This is a genomic window from Caulobacter sp. Root1455 (assembly GCF_001426905.1).
GTDB lineage: Bacteria > Pseudomonadota > Alphaproteobacteria > Caulobacterales > Caulobacteraceae > Caulobacter.
Map to the genome: position 1 here is coordinate 296,585 of NZ_LMFQ01000024.1, position 18,959 is coordinate 315,543.

At 69.0% G+C, this 18,959-nt stretch carries 22 protein-coding genes; 4 read left to right on the forward strand and 18 right to left on the reverse strand.

The window, feature by feature from the left end; genetic code table 11:
• Positions 1-37: 37 nt before the first annotated feature.
• Positions 38-1,105 (forward strand): hypothetical protein, encoded by a 1,068-nt coding sequence (locus tag ASD21_RS18825; RefSeq protein ID WP_056444921.1) that lies wholly within the window; start codon positions 38-40, stop codon positions 1,103-1,105.
• 85 nt (positions 1,106-1,190) lie between these two features.
• Here ASD21_RS18825 and ASD21_RS18830 read toward each other — a convergent pair whose 3' ends face one another.
• The 6 genes from ASD21_RS18830 to yajC all read right to left on the reverse strand — a co-directional run bounded on the left by ASD21_RS18830 (position 1,191) and on the right by yajC (position 6,054).
• Positions 1,191-1,934, reverse strand: coding sequence for a squalene/phytoene synthase family protein (locus ASD21_RS18830; protein ID WP_056444924.1), 744 nt, complete (start codon positions 1,932-1,934; stop codon positions 1,191-1,193).
• A gap of 83 nt (positions 1,935-2,017) precedes the next feature.
• Positions 2,018-2,632, reverse strand: coding sequence for a urate hydroxylase PuuD (locus tag ASD21_RS18835; RefSeq protein WP_056444927.1), 615 nt, complete (start codon positions 2,630-2,632; stop codon positions 2,018-2,020).
• 115 nt (positions 2,633-2,747) lie between these two features.
• On the reverse strand, positions 2,748-3,101 hold the full coding sequence (locus ASD21_RS18840; RefSeq protein ID WP_056446191.1) for an Mth938-like domain-containing protein: 354 nt from the start codon (positions 3,099-3,101) through the stop codon (positions 2,748-2,750).
• A 2-nt stretch (positions 3,102-3,103) separates the two neighbouring features.
• The gene (gene secF, locus ASD21_RS18845) at positions 3,104-4,051 is read right to left on the reverse strand and encodes a protein translocase subunit SecF (protein ID WP_056444930.1); all 948 of its coding nucleotides are present in this window, start codon (positions 4,049-4,051) and stop codon (positions 3,104-3,106) included.
• A gap of 8 nt (positions 4,052-4,059) precedes the next feature.
• On the reverse strand, positions 4,060-5,658 hold the full coding sequence (gene secD / locus ASD21_RS18850; protein ID WP_056444931.1) for a protein translocase subunit SecD: 1,599 nt from the start codon (positions 5,656-5,658) through the stop codon (positions 4,060-4,062).
• Positions 5,659-5,745: 87 nt separating this feature from the next.
• Positions 5,746-6,054: a preprotein translocase subunit YajC gene (gene yajC, locus ASD21_RS18855; protein ID WP_056444932.1), complete on the reverse strand. Its 309-nt coding sequence runs from the start codon at positions 6,052-6,054 to the stop codon at positions 5,746-5,748.
• A gap of 118 nt (positions 6,055-6,172) precedes the next feature.
• On the opposite strand from yajC, the gene ASD21_RS18860 reads away from it, so the two are divergent.
• Together ASD21_RS18860 and ASD21_RS18865 are read left to right on the forward strand one after the other, a co-directional pair.
• Entirely contained in the window at positions 6,173-7,030 is an 858-nt protein-coding gene (locus ASD21_RS18860) for an ATP-binding protein (RefSeq protein ID WP_056444935.1), read from the forward strand.
• Positions 7,031-7,048: 18 nt separating this feature from the next.
• Positions 7,049-7,288 carry a hypothetical protein gene (locus ASD21_RS18865; RefSeq protein ID WP_056444938.1) on the forward strand — a complete coding sequence of 80 codons (240 nt, stop codon included), beginning with the start codon at positions 7,049-7,051 and terminating at the stop codon, positions 7,286-7,288.
• A gap of 135 nt (positions 7,289-7,423) precedes the next feature.
• Here the strand turns inward: ASD21_RS18865 and dipM are convergent, their stop codons facing one another.
• The 5 genes from dipM to serS all read right to left on the reverse strand — a co-directional run bounded on the left by dipM (position 7,424) and on the right by serS (position 12,340).
• A complete protein-coding gene (gene dipM / locus ASD21_RS18870) occupies positions 7,424-9,301 on the reverse strand; it encodes a cell division endopeptidase DipM (RefSeq protein ID WP_056444939.1) in 1,878 nt (625 codons plus the stop codon).
• A gap of 101 nt (positions 9,302-9,402) precedes the next feature.
• Complete coding sequence (locus ASD21_RS18875; RefSeq protein WP_056444940.1) at positions 9,403-10,059, reverse strand: protein-L-isoaspartate(D-aspartate) O-methyltransferase; 657 nt, start codon at positions 10,057-10,059, stop codon at positions 9,403-9,405.
• On the reverse strand, positions 10,059-10,883 hold the full coding sequence (gene surE / locus ASD21_RS18880; RefSeq protein ID WP_056444943.1) for a 5'/3'-nucleotidase SurE: 825 nt from the start codon (positions 10,881-10,883) through the stop codon (positions 10,059-10,061). The genes ASD21_RS18875 and surE overlap by 1 nt, the downstream gene beginning before the upstream one ends.
• Positions 10,884-11,039: a hypothetical protein gene (locus ASD21_RS24120; protein WP_156398447.1), complete on the reverse strand. Its 156-nt coding sequence runs from the start codon at positions 11,037-11,039 to the stop codon at positions 10,884-10,886.
• Between the two features lie 5 nt (positions 11,040-11,044).
• Entirely contained in the window at positions 11,045-12,340 is a 1,296-nt protein-coding gene (serS, locus tag ASD21_RS18885; protein WP_056444947.1) for a serine--tRNA ligase, read from the reverse strand.
• 365 nt (positions 12,341-12,705) lie between these two features.
• Here serS and ASD21_RS18890 point away from each other — a divergent pair, with 365 nt between their 5' ends.
• A complete protein-coding gene (locus ASD21_RS18890) occupies positions 12,706-13,176 on the forward strand; it encodes a hypothetical protein (RefSeq protein WP_056444950.1) in 471 nt (156 codons plus the stop codon).
• A 182-nt stretch (positions 13,177-13,358) separates the two neighbouring features.
• Here the strand turns inward: ASD21_RS18890 and tatC are convergent, their stop codons facing one another.
• From tatC to ftsN, 7 genes are all read right to left on the reverse strand, one after another.
• Positions 13,359-14,261: a twin-arginine translocase subunit TatC gene (gene tatC / locus ASD21_RS18895; protein ID WP_056444953.1), complete on the reverse strand. Its 903-nt coding sequence runs from the start codon at positions 14,259-14,261 to the stop codon at positions 13,359-13,361.
• On the reverse strand, positions 14,258-14,836 hold the full coding sequence (gene tatB / locus ASD21_RS18900) for a Sec-independent protein translocase protein TatB (protein WP_056444956.1): 579 nt from the start codon (positions 14,834-14,836) through the stop codon (positions 14,258-14,260). The genes tatC and tatB overlap by 4 nt, the downstream gene beginning before the upstream one ends.
• A 150-nt stretch (positions 14,837-14,986) precedes the next feature.
• The gene (locus tag ASD21_RS18905) at positions 14,987-15,211 is read right to left on the reverse strand and encodes a twin-arginine translocase TatA/TatE family subunit (protein ID WP_056444958.1); all 225 of its coding nucleotides are present in this window, start codon (positions 15,209-15,211) and stop codon (positions 14,987-14,989) included.
• 241 nt (positions 15,212-15,452) lie between these two features.
• The gene (gene scpB, locus ASD21_RS18910) at positions 15,453-16,103 is read right to left on the reverse strand and encodes an SMC-Scp complex subunit ScpB (RefSeq protein WP_056444961.1); all 651 of its coding nucleotides are present in this window, start codon (positions 16,101-16,103) and stop codon (positions 15,453-15,455) included.
• Positions 16,104-16,233: 130 nt separating this feature from the next.
• Positions 16,234-17,058 carry a segregation and condensation protein A gene (locus tag ASD21_RS18915; RefSeq protein ID WP_056444962.1) on the reverse strand — a complete coding sequence of 275 codons (825 nt, stop codon included), beginning with the start codon at positions 17,056-17,058 and terminating at the stop codon, positions 16,234-16,236.
• Positions 17,055-18,077 carry a beta-N-acetylhexosaminidase gene (gene nagZ, locus ASD21_RS18920; RefSeq protein WP_056444963.1) on the reverse strand — a complete coding sequence of 341 codons (1,023 nt, stop codon included), beginning with the start codon at positions 18,075-18,077 and terminating at the stop codon, positions 17,055-17,057. Before nagZ ends, ASD21_RS18915 begins: the two co-directional genes overlap by 4 nt.
• A 12-nt stretch (positions 18,078-18,089) precedes the next feature.
• Positions 18,090-18,902 carry a cell division protein FtsN gene (gene ftsN, locus ASD21_RS18925; RefSeq protein WP_056444964.1) on the reverse strand — a complete coding sequence of 271 codons (813 nt, stop codon included), beginning with the start codon at positions 18,900-18,902 and terminating at the stop codon, positions 18,090-18,092.
• Between the last annotated feature and the right edge of the window lie 57 nt (positions 18,903-18,959).

The window sequence follows — 18,959 nt, forward strand, 5'->3', positions numbered from 1 at the left end:
CGCCCCTTCCGTTAGTTTGGACACGGAAGGGGCGCCCATGTTCCATCTGTTTCGCGCGATCTCGGACCGGCTCACGCTGCATTCGCGACTGGGCGGACGCTACGCCGAGGCCCGCATCCTGGCGGCGGAACTGGACCTGGACCTCACCGAGATCGCCTTGCGCCACGGCAGCCGCGGCCACGCCGAGGGCGATTCAACCACCGGCGACAACAGCCAGGCCGAGCGCGAAGAGAAGTTCAGGCGCCTGACGGCGGGCTTCAACAGCCCCTACCCCAGCGAACAAATCGCCGCCGCGGTCGACCTGCGCAAATGGATGGTCCGCGACTACGGGCTGGAACGGCTGAAGTGGTTCGTGCCTCAGCTGCGCGAACGCTACATCCAGGCCGTGGGCCCCAAGAACATCAAGCTCGAGCATGTCGTGTTCGCGCCGGACGACGCCACGCGCGCCGAACTCGAGGCCGAGGCCTTGAGCCTGCTGGAGCGGCTGAAGCTGCTCTATACGCTGAGCAGCGAGCGCGAAGTCCTGACCGGCCGGATGCGGCGCTGGGCCCTGGGCCTGTTGTGCTGGCTGTTCCTGGCGCTGATGATCACCCGGATCCTGCCCAACATCACTCCGCCCGGCGCCATTCGCGAGTCGGTGATGGTGATCGCCAACTTCGCGCTGATCGCCTTCGTCGGCGCGGCCGGGGCCATGGTGTCGGTGCTGCGCCGGACGGAGTCGGCCATGGCCTCGGCCTCGTCCGAGATCGACCCGGTGCGCCAGGTCAGCGCCCTCAGCCAGGGGCTGACGGCGGTGTTCATCGCCGCCTTCGTGGGCATGTCGGTGTCGTTCGTCCTGGTGGCCTTCTTCGCCAGCGGCCTGGTGCGCGACGGCGCGATCGTCGGCAGCGGGGCGGCGGCGCTGTTTCCCCAGATCGTACCCTGCCGCTACGACTGCCCGATCACCCTGGTCAATCGCGGCCTGATGTTCCCGGCCGCCGTCGACGCGGCCAAGATGATGGTCTGGGCCTTCATCGGCGGTTTTTCCGAGCAGTTGGTTCCCGACGTTCTGGACCGCCTGACCAAGGCCGCGCGGCAGACCAAGAAGCCGTCAGAGGCGGCGTAAGGCGGGGACATGCCCTTGCGGCGTGTCCCCATCAGCAAGCGCCGCGCCCGCCCTTGGGGACACGCCGCAAGGGCGTGTCCCCCGCTCAGATCCGCCCCGTCGCCACGGCCCAGGTCAGCCGGACCTGCGTCTCCAACGCGCCCAGCTCGCGCCCGCCGGTCTGGGCCATCGCCAGGGCCGCGGGCGCGGCGGCGGGGAAGGCGGCGACAGGCAGGGCCTTGAGCGCGGCGTTCGCCTTGCGCCGCGCCGCGTCCACCCGGCGGCGGACGTCGCCCTGGGTCCAGTCGGCCGGCAGGCGCTGGACCCCGGCCCGCTCCAGCCGCCACAGGCCCGCCAGGCCATAGGTCCGGGCGGCGTCCTGGACGGCGTGGAGATCGGCCTTGGCGTCCAGCCGCCAGGCGGCCAGCATCATCACCGCCCCGGCCGTGGCGTCGACATAGGCCAGGACCTCCCCCTCGGTCTCGAACGGCGCGTCGTCCAGATCGGCCACGCGCGCCTGCGCCATCTCGGCCAAGGCGCTCAAGGGATAGCCGGCGGCGGCCACCGCCTGGACAGCGGGGTGCTTGCGCGCGATCTGGCCGGCGGCGATCTCCTCCATGGCCTCGCGCCACCAGGTCAGGCGGATTTCGCCCATCAGGGCGTTGCTGACCCCGCCGGCCACCCGCGCCAGCTCGTAGTTGAAGGCGTACAGCGCGATGACGTCGGCGCGGGCCTTGGGATCGGCGATGAAACGGCTGGCCAGCCAGCGATCAGGGTCGACCCGGCGCACCAGGGCGTCCAGGTCGGCGTCGGGAGCGTTGTCCCGGTGGGCGATGTCCAGCGTCGTCATGGGCGCGGCTTATGCGCCGCATCGCCCAAAAGAAAAAGGCCCGCCGATCGGGCGGGCCTTCTCCATGTCGTCCGATCCGGAGATCAGCCGAACAGCGTCTGGTACATCGTCATCGTGACCAGCATCGGGATGCTGAGCAGCGTGTTGATGCGCGAGAACAGCATGGCCATCTTGGCCGACTTGGCCTTGGTGTCCGCGTCGGCCTCGACGAGGCCGAGGGCCCGCTTCTGATTCGGCCAGATCACGCCCCAGACGTTGATGAACATGATCGTCGCCAGCCACATGCCCAGGCCGATGAAGGTGAAGCCCATGTCGACGCCGCGCTCGTAGCCGCCCCAGAGACCGAAGGTCGCCGCCTCGCCCAGATAGCCGCGGCTGAAGGCCAGGACCACGCCCATCAGCCAGGTCGCCAGCGCCGCCCAGCGGAACCAGAACAGCGCCTCGGGCGCGATGTACTTCGACACCGCCGGCTTCAGCTCGGCCGGGATCTGCGGCATGACGCGGATCTGCACGAAGTTGAAATAGTACAGCAGCCCGATCCACAGGATGCCGAAGAACACGTGCATCACGCGGAACACCGCCTGGAAATAGGCTTCGTCGAAGCCGTGCGGGCTGTGCCCGAAGCCGAACGCGATCACCAGCGCCAGGATGACGCTGACGATGATGGTGTTGCGGAAATTCGAAAGTAGAGCAGTCATGTCCAGGCCCCCTGATGCCTTGCTTGAAGTCAGGTATAGGGCGCCTCGCGGAGTCGGCAAATAGACACGATCTTTGCGGGTATTGGCCGACCGTTTGGAGCGCGGACGCCGCGCTCTAGACGGCGATCAGGGCCGCCGCCAGGCGTCGGCCTTCGCTGGCCAGCACGTTGTAGGTGCGGGCCGCGCCCTCGGTGCTCATGAACTCCAGCCCCACGCCCGCCGCCTTCAGCGCGTCGCGCACCGGCCGCGGCGGCAGGGCGTTGACCAGACCCACGCCCAGCAGCACGAACTCGACCGCGCCGCCCGCCGCGAAGACCTCGGCGAAGTCTTCGGGCGTAAGAGTCGCCAGGCTGGTGGCCGCCCAGGTCCGCGGCTGATCGTCGATGATCAGCAGCGAGCCCGGACGCCAGTCGCCGGAGACGCGGAAGCCGCCGCCGCCCCAGGCGTCTATCGATGGCGGCTGGCGCAGCATCAGGGCCGGGTGCCGGCGCCGAGCTTGATCGGCGTGGCTTCCTCTTCGCCCCGCTTGACGCCCCAGACGAGGATCAGCGGCAGGGCGATATAGACCGACGAATAGGTGCCGATGATGATGCCGAAGGTCATCGTGAAGACCAGCGGGAACAGCACCGGGCCGCCGAAGAACATCGTGCCGCCCAGCGCCAGCAGGGCCGTGGTGCCGGTGATGATCGTCCGCGACAGACGCTCGTTCTCAGACAGGTCGATGATCTCGCGCAGCGGCGTGGTCTTGTACTTGCGCAGGTTTTCCTTCAGCCGGTCGAAGGTGATGACCTTTTCGTTCATCGAGTAGCCGATCACCGTCAGCAGGGCGGCGATCGAGGTCATCGAGAACTCGATCTGCAGCACCGACAACAGGCCCAGGGTCAGCACGATGTCGTGGAACACGGCCACGACCGCGCCGGTGCCGTAGGACAGGCCGAAGCGGAACCAGATGTAGGCCAGCATCAGGGCCAGGGCGATGCCCAGGGCCATGAAGCCCTTGCCCAGCAGTTCGCCCGAGACCTTGGCCCCGATCGCCGAGTGCGACGGGATGGTCATGGTCGGGTAGCGCTGGATCAGCTTCTTCTCCAGGTCGACGGCCGCCTGGTTCGGGTTCTGGCCCGCCTCGGGCAGGAAGCGGATCATGGCGCTGTTGGGCGAGCCGAAGGGCTGCACCTGGGCGTCATGGGCGCCGAACCCAGCCAGGGCCGTGCGCAGCTCGGACGTGGGGATCGGGGTGGGCATGCGCGCTTCCAGCGCCACGCCGCCCTTGAAGTCGATGCCCAGGTTCAGGCCCTGGGTGAAGAACGAGACGCCCGAGCCGACGATCAGCAGGGCGGAGAAGATCGCGGCGACGGGCGCCCACTTCACGAAGCGGAAGTGGGTCGAACGCGGGATCAGGCGGATAAGAGGCCAGGCCATGATGATCCTCAGGCGATCGGCAGCTTCTTCGGCTTGGCGGCCTTGAACCACCAACCGATGAGCACTTGGGTAATGAGAATGGCGGTGAACAACGAAGTGAACACGCCGATGAGAAGCGTCCAGGCGAAACCTTTGACCGGTCCGGCGCCCATGGAGAACATGATCAAGGCCGAGATCACGCTGGTGATGTTGGCGTCCATGATCGAGACCAGCGCCCGCCGATAGCCGGTGTCGGCCGCCGACATCGGCGAGCGTCCCGCCGCCGCCTCGTCCCGCATCCGTTCGTAGATCAGCACGTTGGCGTCGACCGCGACCGCCAGGGTCAGGATCAGGCCGGCGATGCCGGGGAAGGTCAGGGTCGCCTGGGTCATCGACATGATGCCGACGATCAGCAGCACGTTGACGAACAGGGCGATGGCCGCGAACGTCCCGAACAGGCCGTACGCCAGGATGATGAACACGAACATCGCGGCCGCGCCGATGGCCAGCGAGATCGTGCCGGCCCGCACGGCGTCGGCGCCCAGCTCGGCCCCGACGGTGCGTTGCTCCTCGAGGTTCAGCTTGGCGGGCAGAGCGCCCGAGCGCAGCAGCAGGGCCAGCTCGGCGGCGCTTTCCGGCGTGAAGTTGCCGGTGATGATGCCCGAACCGCCCGGCAGCGGCTGGTTGATCCGCGGATCGGAGATGTACTTGTTGTCCAGCACGATGGCGAAGCGCTTGCCGACGTTGCGGGTCGTGGCGTCGCCGAACTTGCGGGCGCCCGAACCGCCGAAGCGGAAGCCGACGGCGGCCGCGCCGTTCTGGTCGAAGGTCTGGTTGGCGTCGACCAGGTCCTCGCCGGTCACCAGGGCGCGCTTGGCCACGGGGATCGGCGGGCGGCCGGCCTCGGCGCTCGGGATCACCATCACGCCGGGCGGGATGCGACCGGCGGCCATGTCCTCGGGCGTGACGGTCTCGTCGACCATCTGGAAGGTCAGCTTGGCCGTCTGGCCGATCACCGCCTGCAGGCGGGCCGGATCGCTCTCGCCGGCCGCCTGGATGACGATCCGGTTGACGCCCTGACGGGTGATGGTCGGTTCCTTGGTGCCCATGGCGTCGACCCGACGACGAATCGTCTCGATCGACTGATCCACCGCCTTGGCGGCGTCGGCCTTGGCGGCCTCGGGCACGAAGCTCAGCTCCAGGCGGCCGTCGCCCCTGTTGCTGATATTGGTGTCGCGGCCGCCGATGGCGCCGGCCAGAGGACCGCCGATCGAGCGACGCAGCAGGCTGACCGCCTGGTCCACCTTGCCCGGATCGGTGATGCGGACCCGAACGATCCCGCCCGCTTCACCCAGCTCGCCGAACTCGATCTGGTCGTTGCGCAGCGTGGTGCGCACGTCCTCGACCATGTTGGTCAGGCGTTCGGCGCGCAGCGCATCGGTGTCGACCTCGTAGAGCAGGTACGAACCGCCCTGCAGGTCGAGGCCGAGGTTCAGCTTCTGATGGGGAACCCAGCCGGGAAGCGCGTCGAGCGTCTTCTGCGGCAACAGGTTCGGCAGGGTGAAGACGATGCCGAAAATCACCGACAGTATGACGGCGGTGACTTTCCAGCGGGAGAGGGTCAGCATGGATTACAGGCTCTGGACGACGCCCTGAGGCGTCTCGTTGTGGGCGGCGCCTCGTGGTCGGCGCCCCCGAGGTCGACTCGACGGTGATCAGCTCTTGGGGTCGTTGGCCGGGGCCGGTTCGCCCTTGGCGCGGATCTCGGCGATCATGCTCTTGACGACCTTGACGGTCACGCCCTGGGCGATCTCGACGCCGACTTCGGCTTCCTCGACCCGGACGACCTTGCCCAGCATGCCGTTCGACAGCACGACGTTGTCGCCGCGCTTGACGGCGGCGATGGCGGCGGCGTGTTGCTTGGCGCGCTGCTGCTGCGGGCGGATCAGCATGAAGTAGAACAGCACAACCATCAGAATGATGGGCGCGATGCCCATGAACTGCTGCATCATAGCGGAATTCATAACGACTCCAGATTGTCGATGCGCGGGCTCTTCAGATAGGACCCGCGTCAAGTCGGCGGAAGCTATGCGTTCACCTCCCCTTTTGCAATGACGGCGCGGTGAGGCTAGGGAGCAACACATGAACGACGACGCCGTCCCCCTGCTCGCCCGCATCGCCGACGCCCTGGAGCGCCTGGCTCCGGCCGCTCCGGCCGCCCCCGCCTTCGACGCCGGGCGGCTTTTCCGGCATGAGCCCCATTCTCCTGAAAAGGGGGGCAGCGGCGGCTTCGTACCGGCTCCGGACTATCCGATGGCCCTGGACCTGCTGATCGGCGTCGATCGGCAGAAGGACCGCTTCGTCGAGAATCTCCGTCGCTTCGCCGTCGGCCTGCCCTGCAACCACGTGCTGCTGTGGGGCGTGCGCGGCACGGGCAAGAGCTCGCTGACCAAGTCGGCCTTCATGGTGCTGGCGGCCGAGTTTCCCGCCCTGAAGCTGGTCGAGGTCGACCGCGACGAGGTGACCGCCCTGCCCCCGCTGTTCGACCAGCTGCGCGCGCGCCCGGAGCGCTTCGTGGTGCTGTGCGACGACCTGTCTTTCGAGGACGGGGCGGCGGCCGCCAAGGCGCTGAAATCGGCCCTGGAAGGCGGCGTGGCCGGCCCGCCCGAGAACGTGCTGTTCGTCGCCACCTCCAACCGCCGCCACCTGATGCCGCGCGACCACGTCGAGAGCCAGGGCGCGATCGCCGCCGCCGAGAACGCCGAGGAGGAGATGAGCGTCTCCGACCGCTTCGGCCTGTGGATCGGCTTTCCGCCCATGGACCAGCCGACCTATCTGGCGGCGGTCCACGCCTATGCCGACCGGTTCGGCCTGAAGGTCGAGAACCTCGAGCGCCGGGCCCTGCAATGGTCGCAGCTGCGCGGCGCCCGCTCGGGCCGGGTGGCCTGGCAGTTCACCCGTGACCTGGCCGGCGAGCTGGGTGTAAACTTGCCCGCGTAAAACCCTACGGAGGCCCGCATGGGCAAGCCTTGGTTTCGCGTGAAGCGTTATGGATTCGGGGCCGGTTGGCCCCGCAGCTGGGAAGGCTGGGCGTTGGTCATCGGCTTCCTGGTCGTCGTCATGACCAGCAGCCTGGTGTTGGTGGAGCGCAACCCCGGCCTTCACCTCGGCGTGGTGCTGGCCTCCACGGCGATCGTCCTCGTCGTCAGCTGGCGTAAGAGCGACGGTCCGTGGAAGTGGCGCTGGGGCCGGGACTAGGCTGACCGCCCTTCCCTCCCCTTTACGGGGAGGGTGGCCCCGAAGGGGTCGGGTGGGACTTGATGAGTCAGCGGACCCCGCCCACCAGCTTCGCTGGTCCCCCCTCCCCACAAGGGGGAGGGAAAGATCTTCATATTACCTCGGCAGCACCAGGCCCGGATCGACCGGACGCGCCTTGTCCTTCGGGGTCGGGGCGTAGCGTACCTCGAAGTGCAGCTGCGGCTCGGTGACGCCGCCGGTCTGGCCGACCGCGCCCAGGGTGGCGCCTTGGGCGACCTGCTGGCGCATCTTCACTTCGGTGGACGACAGGTGGGCGTAGGCCGTCACCCAGCCGTCGGCGTGCTTGACCAGCACCAGATTGCCGAAGCCCGGCACCTGGTTGCCGGCATAGACCACCTCACCCGCCGCGGCGGCGCGGACCGGCGTGCCGGCGGCCGCGCGGATGTTGACGCCGTCGTTGCGCTGGCCCGTGCCCTTGGGGCCGAAGTCGGAGATCGTCTCGCCCTGCAGCGGCCACACGAAGCGGCCGCGGCCGGCGGCGGTGATCTCGGCCTCGGTCGGCGGCGGGCTGGCGGCGATGATCTGGCCGGCGGACGGCGGCGGCGTCGCCGGCTGGGCCGAGACCGGACCGCTGGGCGCGCGCGGATAGTTCTGGGTCGGCGGCGGCGAGAAGGGACGCGGCGTGACCGGCGGCTGGCTCACCGAGGGGCTCATCTTCGCGGCCGGAGGGTTGTAGCTGGGCTCCGGCGTGGTCGGGCGCGGGGTCGTGGGACGCGGCGCGGCCGGCGTGGTCGTCACCGTGGTCTTCAGCGGGCCCTTGTCCTTGTAGCCGGACGGCAGACGGATCTTCTGGCCCTTCTTGATCGTGGCCGAGACCTTGATGCCGTTCGCCTCGGCCAGGGCGGCCGGCTTGACGTTGAAGCGCTTGGCGATGTTGGCCAGGGTGTCGCCGCTGTTGGCGACATAGGCCTTGGCCGTGGTCGCCGGGCCCTTCAGCTTCTGGCCGGGATGGATCGTGTAAGGCGCCTTGAGCTTGTTGTCCTCGACCAGGTCGGCGCGGGTGGTGTCCAGGCCGCGGGCGATGGCGTCAATCGCGTCGCCCGACTTGACGGTGTAGGTGCGGCGCGGGCCGGCGACCTCGACCACCGGACCGGTGACGCTGACCGTGGTGGTGGTGACCGGACGGGCGGCGGGCGCCTCGGGCTCTTCCTCGACGACGCGCGCGGGGGTCGGCGCCGGGGCGCGGCTGGACGTCGAGCCGATCGGCGGCGCGCTGGTCGCCGGGGTCTGGGCGACCGCCTGCATCACGGTGGTCTTGCTCGGGCCCTTGTCCTTGTAGCCGTCCGGCAGGCGCAGCTTCTGGCCCTTCCTGATCGCCGAACCCGTGCTCAGGTCGTTCTCCTCGGCCAGGGCGGCGGCCGAGACCGAGAAGCGCTTGGCGATGGCGAACATCGTGTCGCCGCTCTGGACGACATAGGCCTTGGCGTTCTTGCTCTCGGGCCCCTGGAGCACCTGGCCGGGATGGATCCGGTACGGCGACTTCAGGTCGTTGTCCTTGGCCAGCTCGGCGCGGGTGGTGCCGAGCGTGCGCGCGATGGCGTCGATATTGTCGCCGGCCTTGACCTTATAGGTCTTGGGCGGACCGGCTATCGTCACGACGGGGCCGCCGACCGAGGTCACCACCACGGGGCGTGGCGCGGGCGCGGGGCGATATTCGGCCGCCGGAGGCGGCGGAGGCGGAGGCGGAGGCTCGGCGGCGGTCGCCGGCGCCAGGGGCTGGCTGGAGACGCCGGTTCCGCCGATGGGCACGGAGAAGTTGGGCGGCGGCTCCTCGGCCCGCGGGGTCGAGGGTCCCTCGGGCTGCTGGTCGGCGACCGGCGCCTGGACGATCGGGAAGTTCGGCGTGGGGGCCTCGCCGCGGATCGGATATTGCGCGCCGCCCGTGCTTTCGCAGGCCGCGAGGGTTCCAGCCGTCAGGGCGATCACCGCCGCGCGCGTCCACAACTGCCTCATAGCCTCTCCTTTGCCTCGCGAGGCTCCAGACGCCGTCGCAAGGGTAAACCAACCATTAAACATCTCGCGTCGCTTCCGGAACCCGAAGCCGCCGCCCCGCTCTACTCGCGGGCGACGCCGTCCAGGATCGGGACGAAACGCACGTCGCAAAGGACTTCAACGGTGAAGCCCCCCTTTCCGTCGCCCGCATAGCGGCGAAGACTCTGCACGGGCCCCTTGCCCACCGGCGCGACGAGCACGCCCTGGGGCTTGAGCTGCGAAAGCAGAGTTTCCGGCTCATCCTGCGCGGCGGCCGTGACCAGAATGCGGTCGAACGGCGCCTGTTTGGGCCAGCCTTCCCATCCATCCCCAAATTTCGTGATGACGTTGGTCAGGCCCAGCACGGCGAAGCGGGCCTCGGCCTCCTTCATCAGGGTCCGGTAGCGCTCGATCGTATAGACCAGCCGCGACACCCGGCTGAGGACGGCGGTCTGGTAGCCCGAGCCGGTGCCGATCTCCAGCACCCGGCAGCGCGGCTCCAGGGTCAGGGCCTGGGTCATCAGGCCGACGATGAACGGCTGGCTGATCGTCTGGCCGCAGGCGATCGGCAGGGCCGAGTCCTCCCAGGACCGTTCCTTGAACAGGTCGGGCGTGAACAGGTCGCGCGGGGTCTTCTCGATGGCGCCGAGCACGGCCGGGTCGGTGACGCCCTGGGCGCGCAGGGCGGCCATCAGCGCCTTCAGGCGGGCCTCGGGCGTGTCGCTCTTGGCGTGGGCCATCACGCGCCCGCTTCCGTCTTCAGCGGCTCCGGCCCAGATCGCTCGAAACGGGGGGGCGAGCCGCCGAGCACGCCCTTCATGGCCGCGACGGTCTGGTTGTGCGTCAGGTCGATATGCAGCGGCGTGACCGAGATGCGTCCTTCGTAGACGGCCTTCAGATCGGTTCCCTCCACCGGCGTGGACGGCTTGAGCACGAAGCCGGTCCAATAGTAGTCGCGACCGCGCAGGTCGGTCCGCTTTTCCATGCTCCGCATGTGCGAGTCGCGGAAGCCCTGGCGGGTGACTTCCACCTCGGTGACGCTTTCAGGGGCAAGCGGCGGGAAGTTGACGTTCATGATGACGTCCTTGGGCCAGCCGATCTCCAGCAGGCGGCGGACGATGCCGGGCCCGTAGTGCTCGGCGGTCTCCCAGTGGGCGACCACCTCGTCGTGGAAATAGGTCATGGCCTGGGACAGGGCGATCGAGGGGATCCCCAGGGCCATGCCCTCGATGGCGCCGGCCACCGTGCCCGACAGGGTGACGTCCTCGGCCAGGTTCTGGCCGCGGTTGACGCCCGACAGCACCAGGTCCGGCGTGGGTCCCTCGATCAGCTGCTGCACGGCCATGGCCACGCAGTCGGTGGGCGTGCCCTCGATGGCGAAGCGGCGCGGGTCGACGCGGCGCACGCGGATCGGGTCCGACAGGGTCAGGGACCGGCCGGCGCCCGACTGTTCGTATTCCGGGGCCACGATCCAGATGTCGTCCGACAGCGCGCGGGCGATGCGCTCCAGGCTTTCGAGGCCGGGGGCGTGGATGCCGTCGTCGTTGGTGAGGAGGATGCGCATCTACTTCTCCTCACCCGTGAAACGGGGGAGGTGGCGCGATGCGAATACGCATCGTGACGGAGGGGGCGTCAGGCCGCCTCGGTGCAGCGGGGACGCCCCCTCCACCGCTACGCGGTCCCCCTCCCCCGTTTCACGGGTGAGGAGAAGAGGAGCCAAGCCCGTCACGCGTCGCCCCCGATGTGCGTCACGCCGCCCATGTAGGGCACGAGCGCGGTCGGGACGGTGATCCGCCCGGTCTCGTCCTGATAGTTCTCCAGCACGGCCACCAGGGTGCGGCCGACGGCCAGGCCCGAGCCGTTCAGGGTGTGGACGTAGTGCGTGCCCTTCTCGCCGGCCTTCTTGAAGCGCGCGTCCATGCGGCGGGCCTGGAAGTCGCCGCAGTTCGAGCACGAGCTGATCTCGCGATAGGTGTTCTGCGAGGGCAGCCAGACTTCCAGGTCGTAGGTCTTCCTGGCGCCGAAGCCCATGTCGCCGGTGCACAGCAGCATGGTGCGGAACGGCAGCTCCAGGGCCTTGAGCACGGCCTCGGCGCACTGGACCATGCGCTCGTGCTCGGCCTCGCTCTGGTCGGGCGTGGTGATCGAGACCAGCTCGACCTTGTAGAATTGGTGCTGGCGGATCATGCCGCGGGTGTCGCGGCCGCTGGCCCCGGCTTCCGAGCGGAAGCTGGGGGTCAGGGCGGTCATCCGCAGCGGCAGCTCGGCCTCGTCGGTGATCTGCTCGCGCACGATGTTGGTCAGCGAGACCTCGGCGGTGGGGATCAGCCAATGATCGACCGTGGTCTTGAACAGGTCCTCGGCGAACTTCGGCAGTTGGCCGGTGCCGTACAGCGCCTCGTCCTTGACCAGCAGCGGCGGGCTGATCTCGGTGTAGCCGTTCTGGACGGTCTGCAGATCGAGCATGAACTGGCCCAGGGCCCGCTCCAGCCGGGCGATCTGCCCCTTGAGCACCACGAAGCGCGCGCCGCTCATGCGGGCGGCGGCCTCGAAGTCCATACCGCCCAGGGCCGCGCCCAGGTCGACGTGGTCCTTGGGATTGTTCAGGCGGCCGGCCGGCAGCTTGGCGGCGTCGCCCCAGCGGCGGACCTCGACATTGCCCGCCTCGTCCTCGCCCTTGGGCACTTCGGGCGCGGGGATGTTCGGCAGCGAGGCCAACAAGTCGGTCAGTTGCTGAAGGGCAATCCCCTCCTGGCCGCCGGCCTCGGCCATCTTACCCTTCAGCGCCTCGACCTCGGCCATCAGGCGCGCGGCCTCGGCCTCGTCCTTCTTGGCCTTGGCCTGGCCGATCAGCTTGGAGCTTTCGTTGCGCTTGGCCTGGCCTTCCTGCAGCGCCGTCGTGGCCGCGCGCAGCTGGGCGTCCAGCTTGACCGCCTCGGCGGCCGCGCCCGAACGGCCCTTGGCCGACCAGGCGGCTTCGAACGCTTCGGGATTGTCGCGGATGGCCTTGATGTCGTGCATCGGAACGCTCGGCGGAGAAGTCGTTAAGAACGGACCTCTCTAAGGCGCGTCGGCGGAGGCGCCAACCTTTTCGGGAGGCCCTGGCCGACCATTGGCCGCGCATCGGCCGTTTGGCGACTGTCCGGCGCTCTCGCGCGACCGCGTCGCCCAGGTTCCGGCGTTCGGCGACGCCCTCTTGCGCAGGCATAGATTTTGAGTGAAAGATATTCGGCAAGTCATTTTATGGCGTGGCGAGATGTCGCGGCTATAAGCGCATGGATAACGACGGTTAATCCCGTTCCTGCACTTGCCCTTAATCCCAAGATGAAAAACAGCGCGGCAATTCAGTGAACCGTGTTTGTTTTTAGAAATCCTGGAGCCTCCCCTTGAAGAAGTTCGCTATTCTGGCCGCTGTCGCCGCCGTGTCGGCCGTCGCCGTTCCCGCCAGCGCCGCTCAACTGGTCCGCATCTCGCTGGCCGGCAAGTCGACCGCCCAGATCGACGCCGAAATCCGCGCCGCCGCCCAGACCGTCTGCACCGACCGCAAGGCCGTCGTCTCGAACGCGTGCGTGATCTCCACGATCGGCGACGCCCAGCGCCAGCTGAACGGCGTCATCCAGACCCGCACCGTCAAGACCGCCGTGCGCAGCGAAGCCGTGACCGTCATCCGCGTCTCGCTGAAGGGCAAGTCGGCCGACCAGATCAACGCCGACATCAAGCTGGCCGCCGAAGCCGTCTGCAAGGCCGCCAACAGCTCGGGCAGCCGCGCCGACATCCGCGCCTGCGTCGGCGGCACGGTCCGCTCGGCCAAGGCCCAGCTGCAGGCCGCGACCGTCTCGAACCGTCAAGACGCCTAAGCCAGTCACATCCCCTCTCCCCTTGGGGGAGAGGGTGGCCCCGCAACGCGGGGTCGGGTGAGGGTTGAAGACCAAAAAAGCCGCGTCCAGTCGCAAGACCGGACGCGGCTTTTGCTTTTGAGAGACCCCCCATCCGGCGCTGCGCGCCACCTTCTCCCGCAAGGGGAGAAGGAAGGGACAGACTAGACCGCGACCACGTCCTTGTTCTGCTCGCGCTCGTCCTTGGCCTTGCGGCGCTCGATCAGCCACACGCACCAGATCGCGATCTCGTAGAGCAGGCACATCGGGATCGCCAGGGTCATCTGGCTGATCGGGTCGGGCGGGGTCAGGATGGCCGCGGCGATGAACACGCCGACGATGGCGTAACGGCGGCCGTCGCGCAGCAGCTTGCTGGAGACGATGCCCGCCATGCCCAGCAGCGAAACCACCACCGGCAGCTGGAAACACAGGCCGAACGCCAACAGCAGGGTGGTCACCAGGGTCAGGTAGTCGCTGACCTTGGGCAGCAGCTGGATCGAGATGCCGGCGGTGCTGATCTGCTGGCTCAGCGAAAACCACAGCACGAACGGCAGCATCACGTAATAGACCAGGGCCGCGCCCAGGATGAACATCACCGGCGAGGCGATCAGGAACGGCAGGAAGGCGTGGCGCTCGTTCTTGTAGAGGCCCGGCGCGACGAAGCGGTAGAGCTGCCAGGCCAGCACCGGGAAGGTCAGGACCACCGCCCCGAACCCGGCCAGCTTCAGCTTGGTGAAGAAGAACTCCAGGGCGGCGGTGTAGACCAGGCCCAGGGCCTTGGTGTCGGTCTGCGGGATGTCCTTCAGGCCCAGCAGGGCCAGCAGCAGATCGAACGGGCCGTGATGGCCGCCGGCGTGCTGGGCGGCCAGCAGCTTCTGGGCCACCGTGAACGGCGTGACCAGGAACAGGAAGATCTGGTCGGCGAAGGCGAAACAGACGCCGAAGCCGATGAACAGGGCCGCCACGCAGATGATCAGCCGCATGCGCAGCTCGATCAGGTGGTCCATCAGCGGCGCGCGCGAGGCTTCGATCTCGTCTTCCGGATCGTGTCCGATGGCGTTGGTCACGAGGTGATGTCCGAATTGGCCGCGTCATTGCCCGAGCCAGGGCCCTTGGCGACGCGCTTGCGGGCCGGCTTGGTCGGAACCGACAGGTCGCCCTTGGCCGGCTTAGCCTTGGGCTTGGAGACGATCTCGGTCTTGGGCTTGGCGGCCGCCCGGGGCTTGCGGGCCGCCTTGGCGACGATCTCGACCGTCGGCGCCGGGGCTTCGATCGTCGAGGTCAGCGACTGATAGGCGTCGTGCGGCGAGACCTTGACCGCGCCGCTGTTGAGGCTGGCGTCGATGTCGGCGAACACCTGGTCGACGTGGTCGGCCCTGCCGGCCTGGGCCGCGGCGTCGTGCATCGGGTCGGTGTACCGCCCCTCGCGCATCGCCTGGACTTCCTTGCGCAGCTCGTCGAGCTCCGACTGGCGGGCCATCTCGTCGAAGCTGGCGCGGAATTCATTGGCCATGCCGCGGATCTTGCCGACGAACTGACCGAGCTTTCGCAGCAGGACGGGCAGGTCCTTGGGCCCCACCACGATCAAGGCGACCGCGGCGATGACCAGGAGTTCCGTGCCGCCGACATCAAAACCGAGCATAGACGCGCCTTACAGCGTTTTCGAGCGAAGTGGACACCGGTTCGCGTGAAGAAAACGCGACGAACACAAAATGAGCGAGCCGGCGACCGGCGCGCGAAGTGAACGAAGGCCGCGGCCGCCCTCCCCTGGGAGCGCGGCGCGGCGAATCTCCTACGACTTGCGCAGGTCTTCCTTCTCGGCCTCGGTGCGCGGCAGCGCGCCCGTCGACTTGTTGGCCGAGACCTCGTCGGAGGTGTCGTCCTTCAGGCCGTCCTTGAAGGCTTTGATGCCCTTGGCCGCATCACCCATGATGCCGGACAGCTTGCCGCGCCCGCCGAACAGCAGGGCCACGACCGCGATCACGATCACCCAGTGAATCCAGCTCATACCACCCATGACGACGATGCTCCTTGCGACAGCGGCCCATTAGCCCCTGCGGCGTGTCGTTACAATATCCCTGACAATATAGGCGGTCGCGAGGCGGGGGGCAAAGCGACGCTGGACGATAAGCCGCCGCCTGCGACGATGTGTAAAGGGTCTATCGGCTCCGAAGCCTTTTCGAAGCGAAAAGGCTCCAATTCAAAGAGTTAGAGCGTGGCGGGCGCCGAAACCGGCACCCCCTTTCGGCTGCCGCGCCCTAGGCCTCTCCCAGGAAATCCTGAGCGAATTCCGGGGCCTCGTCGCCGTCCTCCAGCGGGTCCTCGTCCTCGCCTGCCCGCAGGCCCATCGGATCGGGCACGGAAAAGCCCGGCGGCAGGTCCAGGGCCAGCAGGCCGGCAGCGCGCATCTCGGCGATTCCCGGCAGGTCGCCCAGGTTCGCCAGGCCGTAATGCTCGAGGAAGGCGTCGGTGGTGCCGAAGGTCACGGGGCGTCCGGGCGTGCGGCGGCGGCCGCGCATCTTGACCAGGCCCAGCTCCAGCAGCACGTCCAGCGTGCCCCGGCTGGCCTGCACGCCGCGCACGGCCTCGATCTCGGCCCGGGTCACCGGCTGGTGATAGGCGATGATGGCCAGGGTCTCCTGGGCGGCCTTGGACAGGCGTCGCGGCTCCTCGCGCTCCTCGGTCATCAGGAAGGCCAGGTCGGCGGCGGTCTGGAACCGCCAACGGCCGGCCACCTGCACCAGCTCGACGCCGCGTCCGGCATGGCGGGCGTGCAGGTCGGCCAGGCCCGCGCCGATGTCCGCCCCCTCGGGCAGACGCTTGGCCAGGTCCTCGACGCTCAACGGCTCGGCCGCCGCGAACAGCAGGGCCTCGATGCAGCGTTCGGTGAAGAGTGGGTCCAGCGTCATCCGGCCCTCCCCCTGTGGGGGAGGCGATCGCGCAGCGATCGGTGGGGGGATACGGCCGAGGTGGGATCACTCCCCCCTCCGGCCCGTTCGGGCCGCCTCCCCCACAGGGGGAGGGACTGGATCGTGCGGCTCATGCGATCGGCTCCAACGGCTCGGCCCTAGCGCGCAGATAGATGTCCGAGAACGCCTCCATCTGCCGCGCCTCCAGGATCCCCTCCTTCACCAGCTCCAGGCTGGCCGACAGGGTCGAGGCCAGGTAGCTGGCGGGGCTGGGACCGTCGGGGTCCTCCTCCCAGCGGTCGACCGGGATGACGCCCGACAGGGTCGTCCAGTCCTTCATCTCGGGCAGCAGGTCGCGCAGGCGGTCACGGGCGTCCTCCAGCGGATAGGCCTGGGGCGGACGCGGGGCGTAGTGGCGGCCGTGCTCGCGCTTTCGCTGGGTGATGTAGGCGGTCATCAGGGCGTAGAGGTCGCCCTCGAAGCGGGTCGAGGAGACGATCTTCACCGCCTCGGGGTCGCCGCGCATGAAGACGTCGCGCTTGAGGGTCGGCTGTTCCTTCAGGGCCTCGACGGCCTTGCGCATCACGTCCAGCTTGGCCAGGCGGAAGGCCAGCTGGGCGGCCATCTCCTCGGCCGGCGGCTCCTCGGCCTTGGGACGTTCGGGCTTGGGCAGCAGAAGGCGCGACTTCAGATAGGCCAGCCAGGCGGCCATCACCAGGTAGTCGGCGGCCAGCGAGAAGCGCACCCGGCGGGCCTGCTGCACGAAGGCCAGGTACTGCTCGGCCAGCTTGGTGATCGACAGCTGCAGCAGGTCGACCTTCTGGCTGCGCGCCAGGGCCAGCAGCACGTGCAGCGGGCCTTCGTAGCCGTCGATGTCGATGACCAGCGCGGCGCCGTCCTCGGCCGCCTCGTTGGCCGCCTCGAAGTCGAGCGTGGGCTGGAAGCCCGTGCTCACGCAAAACGTCCGTCGAAGGCCGCGTCGAAGCGGGCGCGGGCCTCGGCCACGTCCAGGGGTTCGGGAACCTTGACCAGGCGGCCCATGACCGCCTGCACCCGGCGACGGGCCTCGCGCGACAGCTTGCCGACGCCCGACATCACGGCCTTCATCTCGGCCATGTCGCCGTTGCAGTGCAGGACCACGTCGCAGCCGGCGGCCAGGCTGTCCTTGGCGCGCTGCTTGAAGTCGCCCGACAGCGCCTTCATCGACAGGTCGTCGCTCATCAGAAGTCCGTCGAAGCCGATGGACTCTCGAATGACCTTTTTGATCGCCTTGCGCGAGGTCGTGGCTGGCCGATTGCGGTCGATGGCCGTGTAGACGACGTGCGCCGTCATCGCCATCGGCATGTCCGACAGCACGCGGAACGGCGCGAAGTCGCGGGCGTCCAGCTCGGCCAGCTTGGCCTTCACGACCGGCAGCTCCAGGTGGCTGTCGGCCATGGCGCGGCCGTGGCCGGGGATGTGCTTGATGATCGGCAGGACGCCGCCGGCCAGCAGGCCCTCGGCCGCCGCGCGGCCCAGGGTGGCCACCTGTTCGGGGGTGTCGCCATAGGCGCGATCGCCGATGATCTCGTGGCCCTGCGGGTCCGGCACGTCCAGCACCGGCACGCAGTCGACATTGATCCCCAGCGACAGCAGGTCATGGGCGATCAGGCGAGCGCCCAGGCGGGTGATCTCGCGGGCGACCAGCGGGTCGTTGGCCACCAGCTCGCCATAGGCGCGGCCGGGCGGGTACTTCTTCCAGTGGGGTTCGCCGAGCCGGGCGACGCGGCCGCCCTCCTGGTCGATCAGGATCGGAGCGTCGGCCCGGCCGACCGTCTCGCGCAACGCCGCCGTCAGGGCCCGGACCTGGTTCGGATCGGCGATGTTGCGCTTGAACAGGATGAAGCCCCACGGCTTCACGTCCCGGAAGAAAGCGGCCTCTTCCGCCGTCAGGGTGGTCCCGGCGCAGCCGAGGATAGCGGCGGAAATGGCCAAGCGCCCTGCTCCCTATTTCACGAAGCAGGATTTGCCGGCGGCGGTCAGGGCGTCGCAGAACGCCTTGGCCTCGGCGCGGCTGGCGAAGCCGGTCACGGCGGTGCGGTAGAGCGTGGCGCCGTTCTTGTCGATCGCCTCGACCCGCTTGCCCTTGCCCGCGGCCATGCCCGGCGCGATGCGGGCGGCGTCGTTCCAGGCCTTGTCGGCCAGGGCGGTCGAGGACAGGGCGCCGATCTGCACGCTGGCCGGGCCGCCGGCGGAGGCGACGGCGGCCGGCGCGGCGGCGGGCTTGGCCGCGACCGGGGCCGCGGCCTTGGGCGACACGGCGGCGGTGGCCAGGCCTTCAATCGTTTGCGGCTTGGCGGCGGGCTTGGCCGCCGGGGCGGCCGAGACCGGCGCGCCGGGGGCGGTGGGCGCGGGCTTGGCCGGTTGCAAGGTCGCGGTCTGGACCGGCGCGGTCGGCGGCGGCGCGGCCGGGCGGGCCAACGGCTCTTCCGGCTTGGCGGCGAAGGTCGGCGAGGCCTCGGGGGTCTCGTTCTTGTAGATCTGCAGGCCGGCAGCCGGATCGCTGGGCTGGGCGGTCCCGGCCGGCGGCGCGGTCTTCATCTGGGCGACGGGCTCGCCCACCGTGCGCGGCGGCTCGTTGGGGCCGCGCACGCCGCCGCGATAGATCAGCAGCACCGCGACCACCAGGGTCGCCAGCACCACGGCGCTGATGATCAGGGTCATGGGCAGGGGCCGCGAGCCGCGAACAGGCTGACGCGCGTCGAACGAGAGCGGCGCATCGGTGGGCGGCGTGTAGGCGCCGCGGTGGGGATCGGACATTCGCGTCGAGGCTCCAGACTTCCAGGCGCGCGGATCACAGGCCGCGAATCATACGCG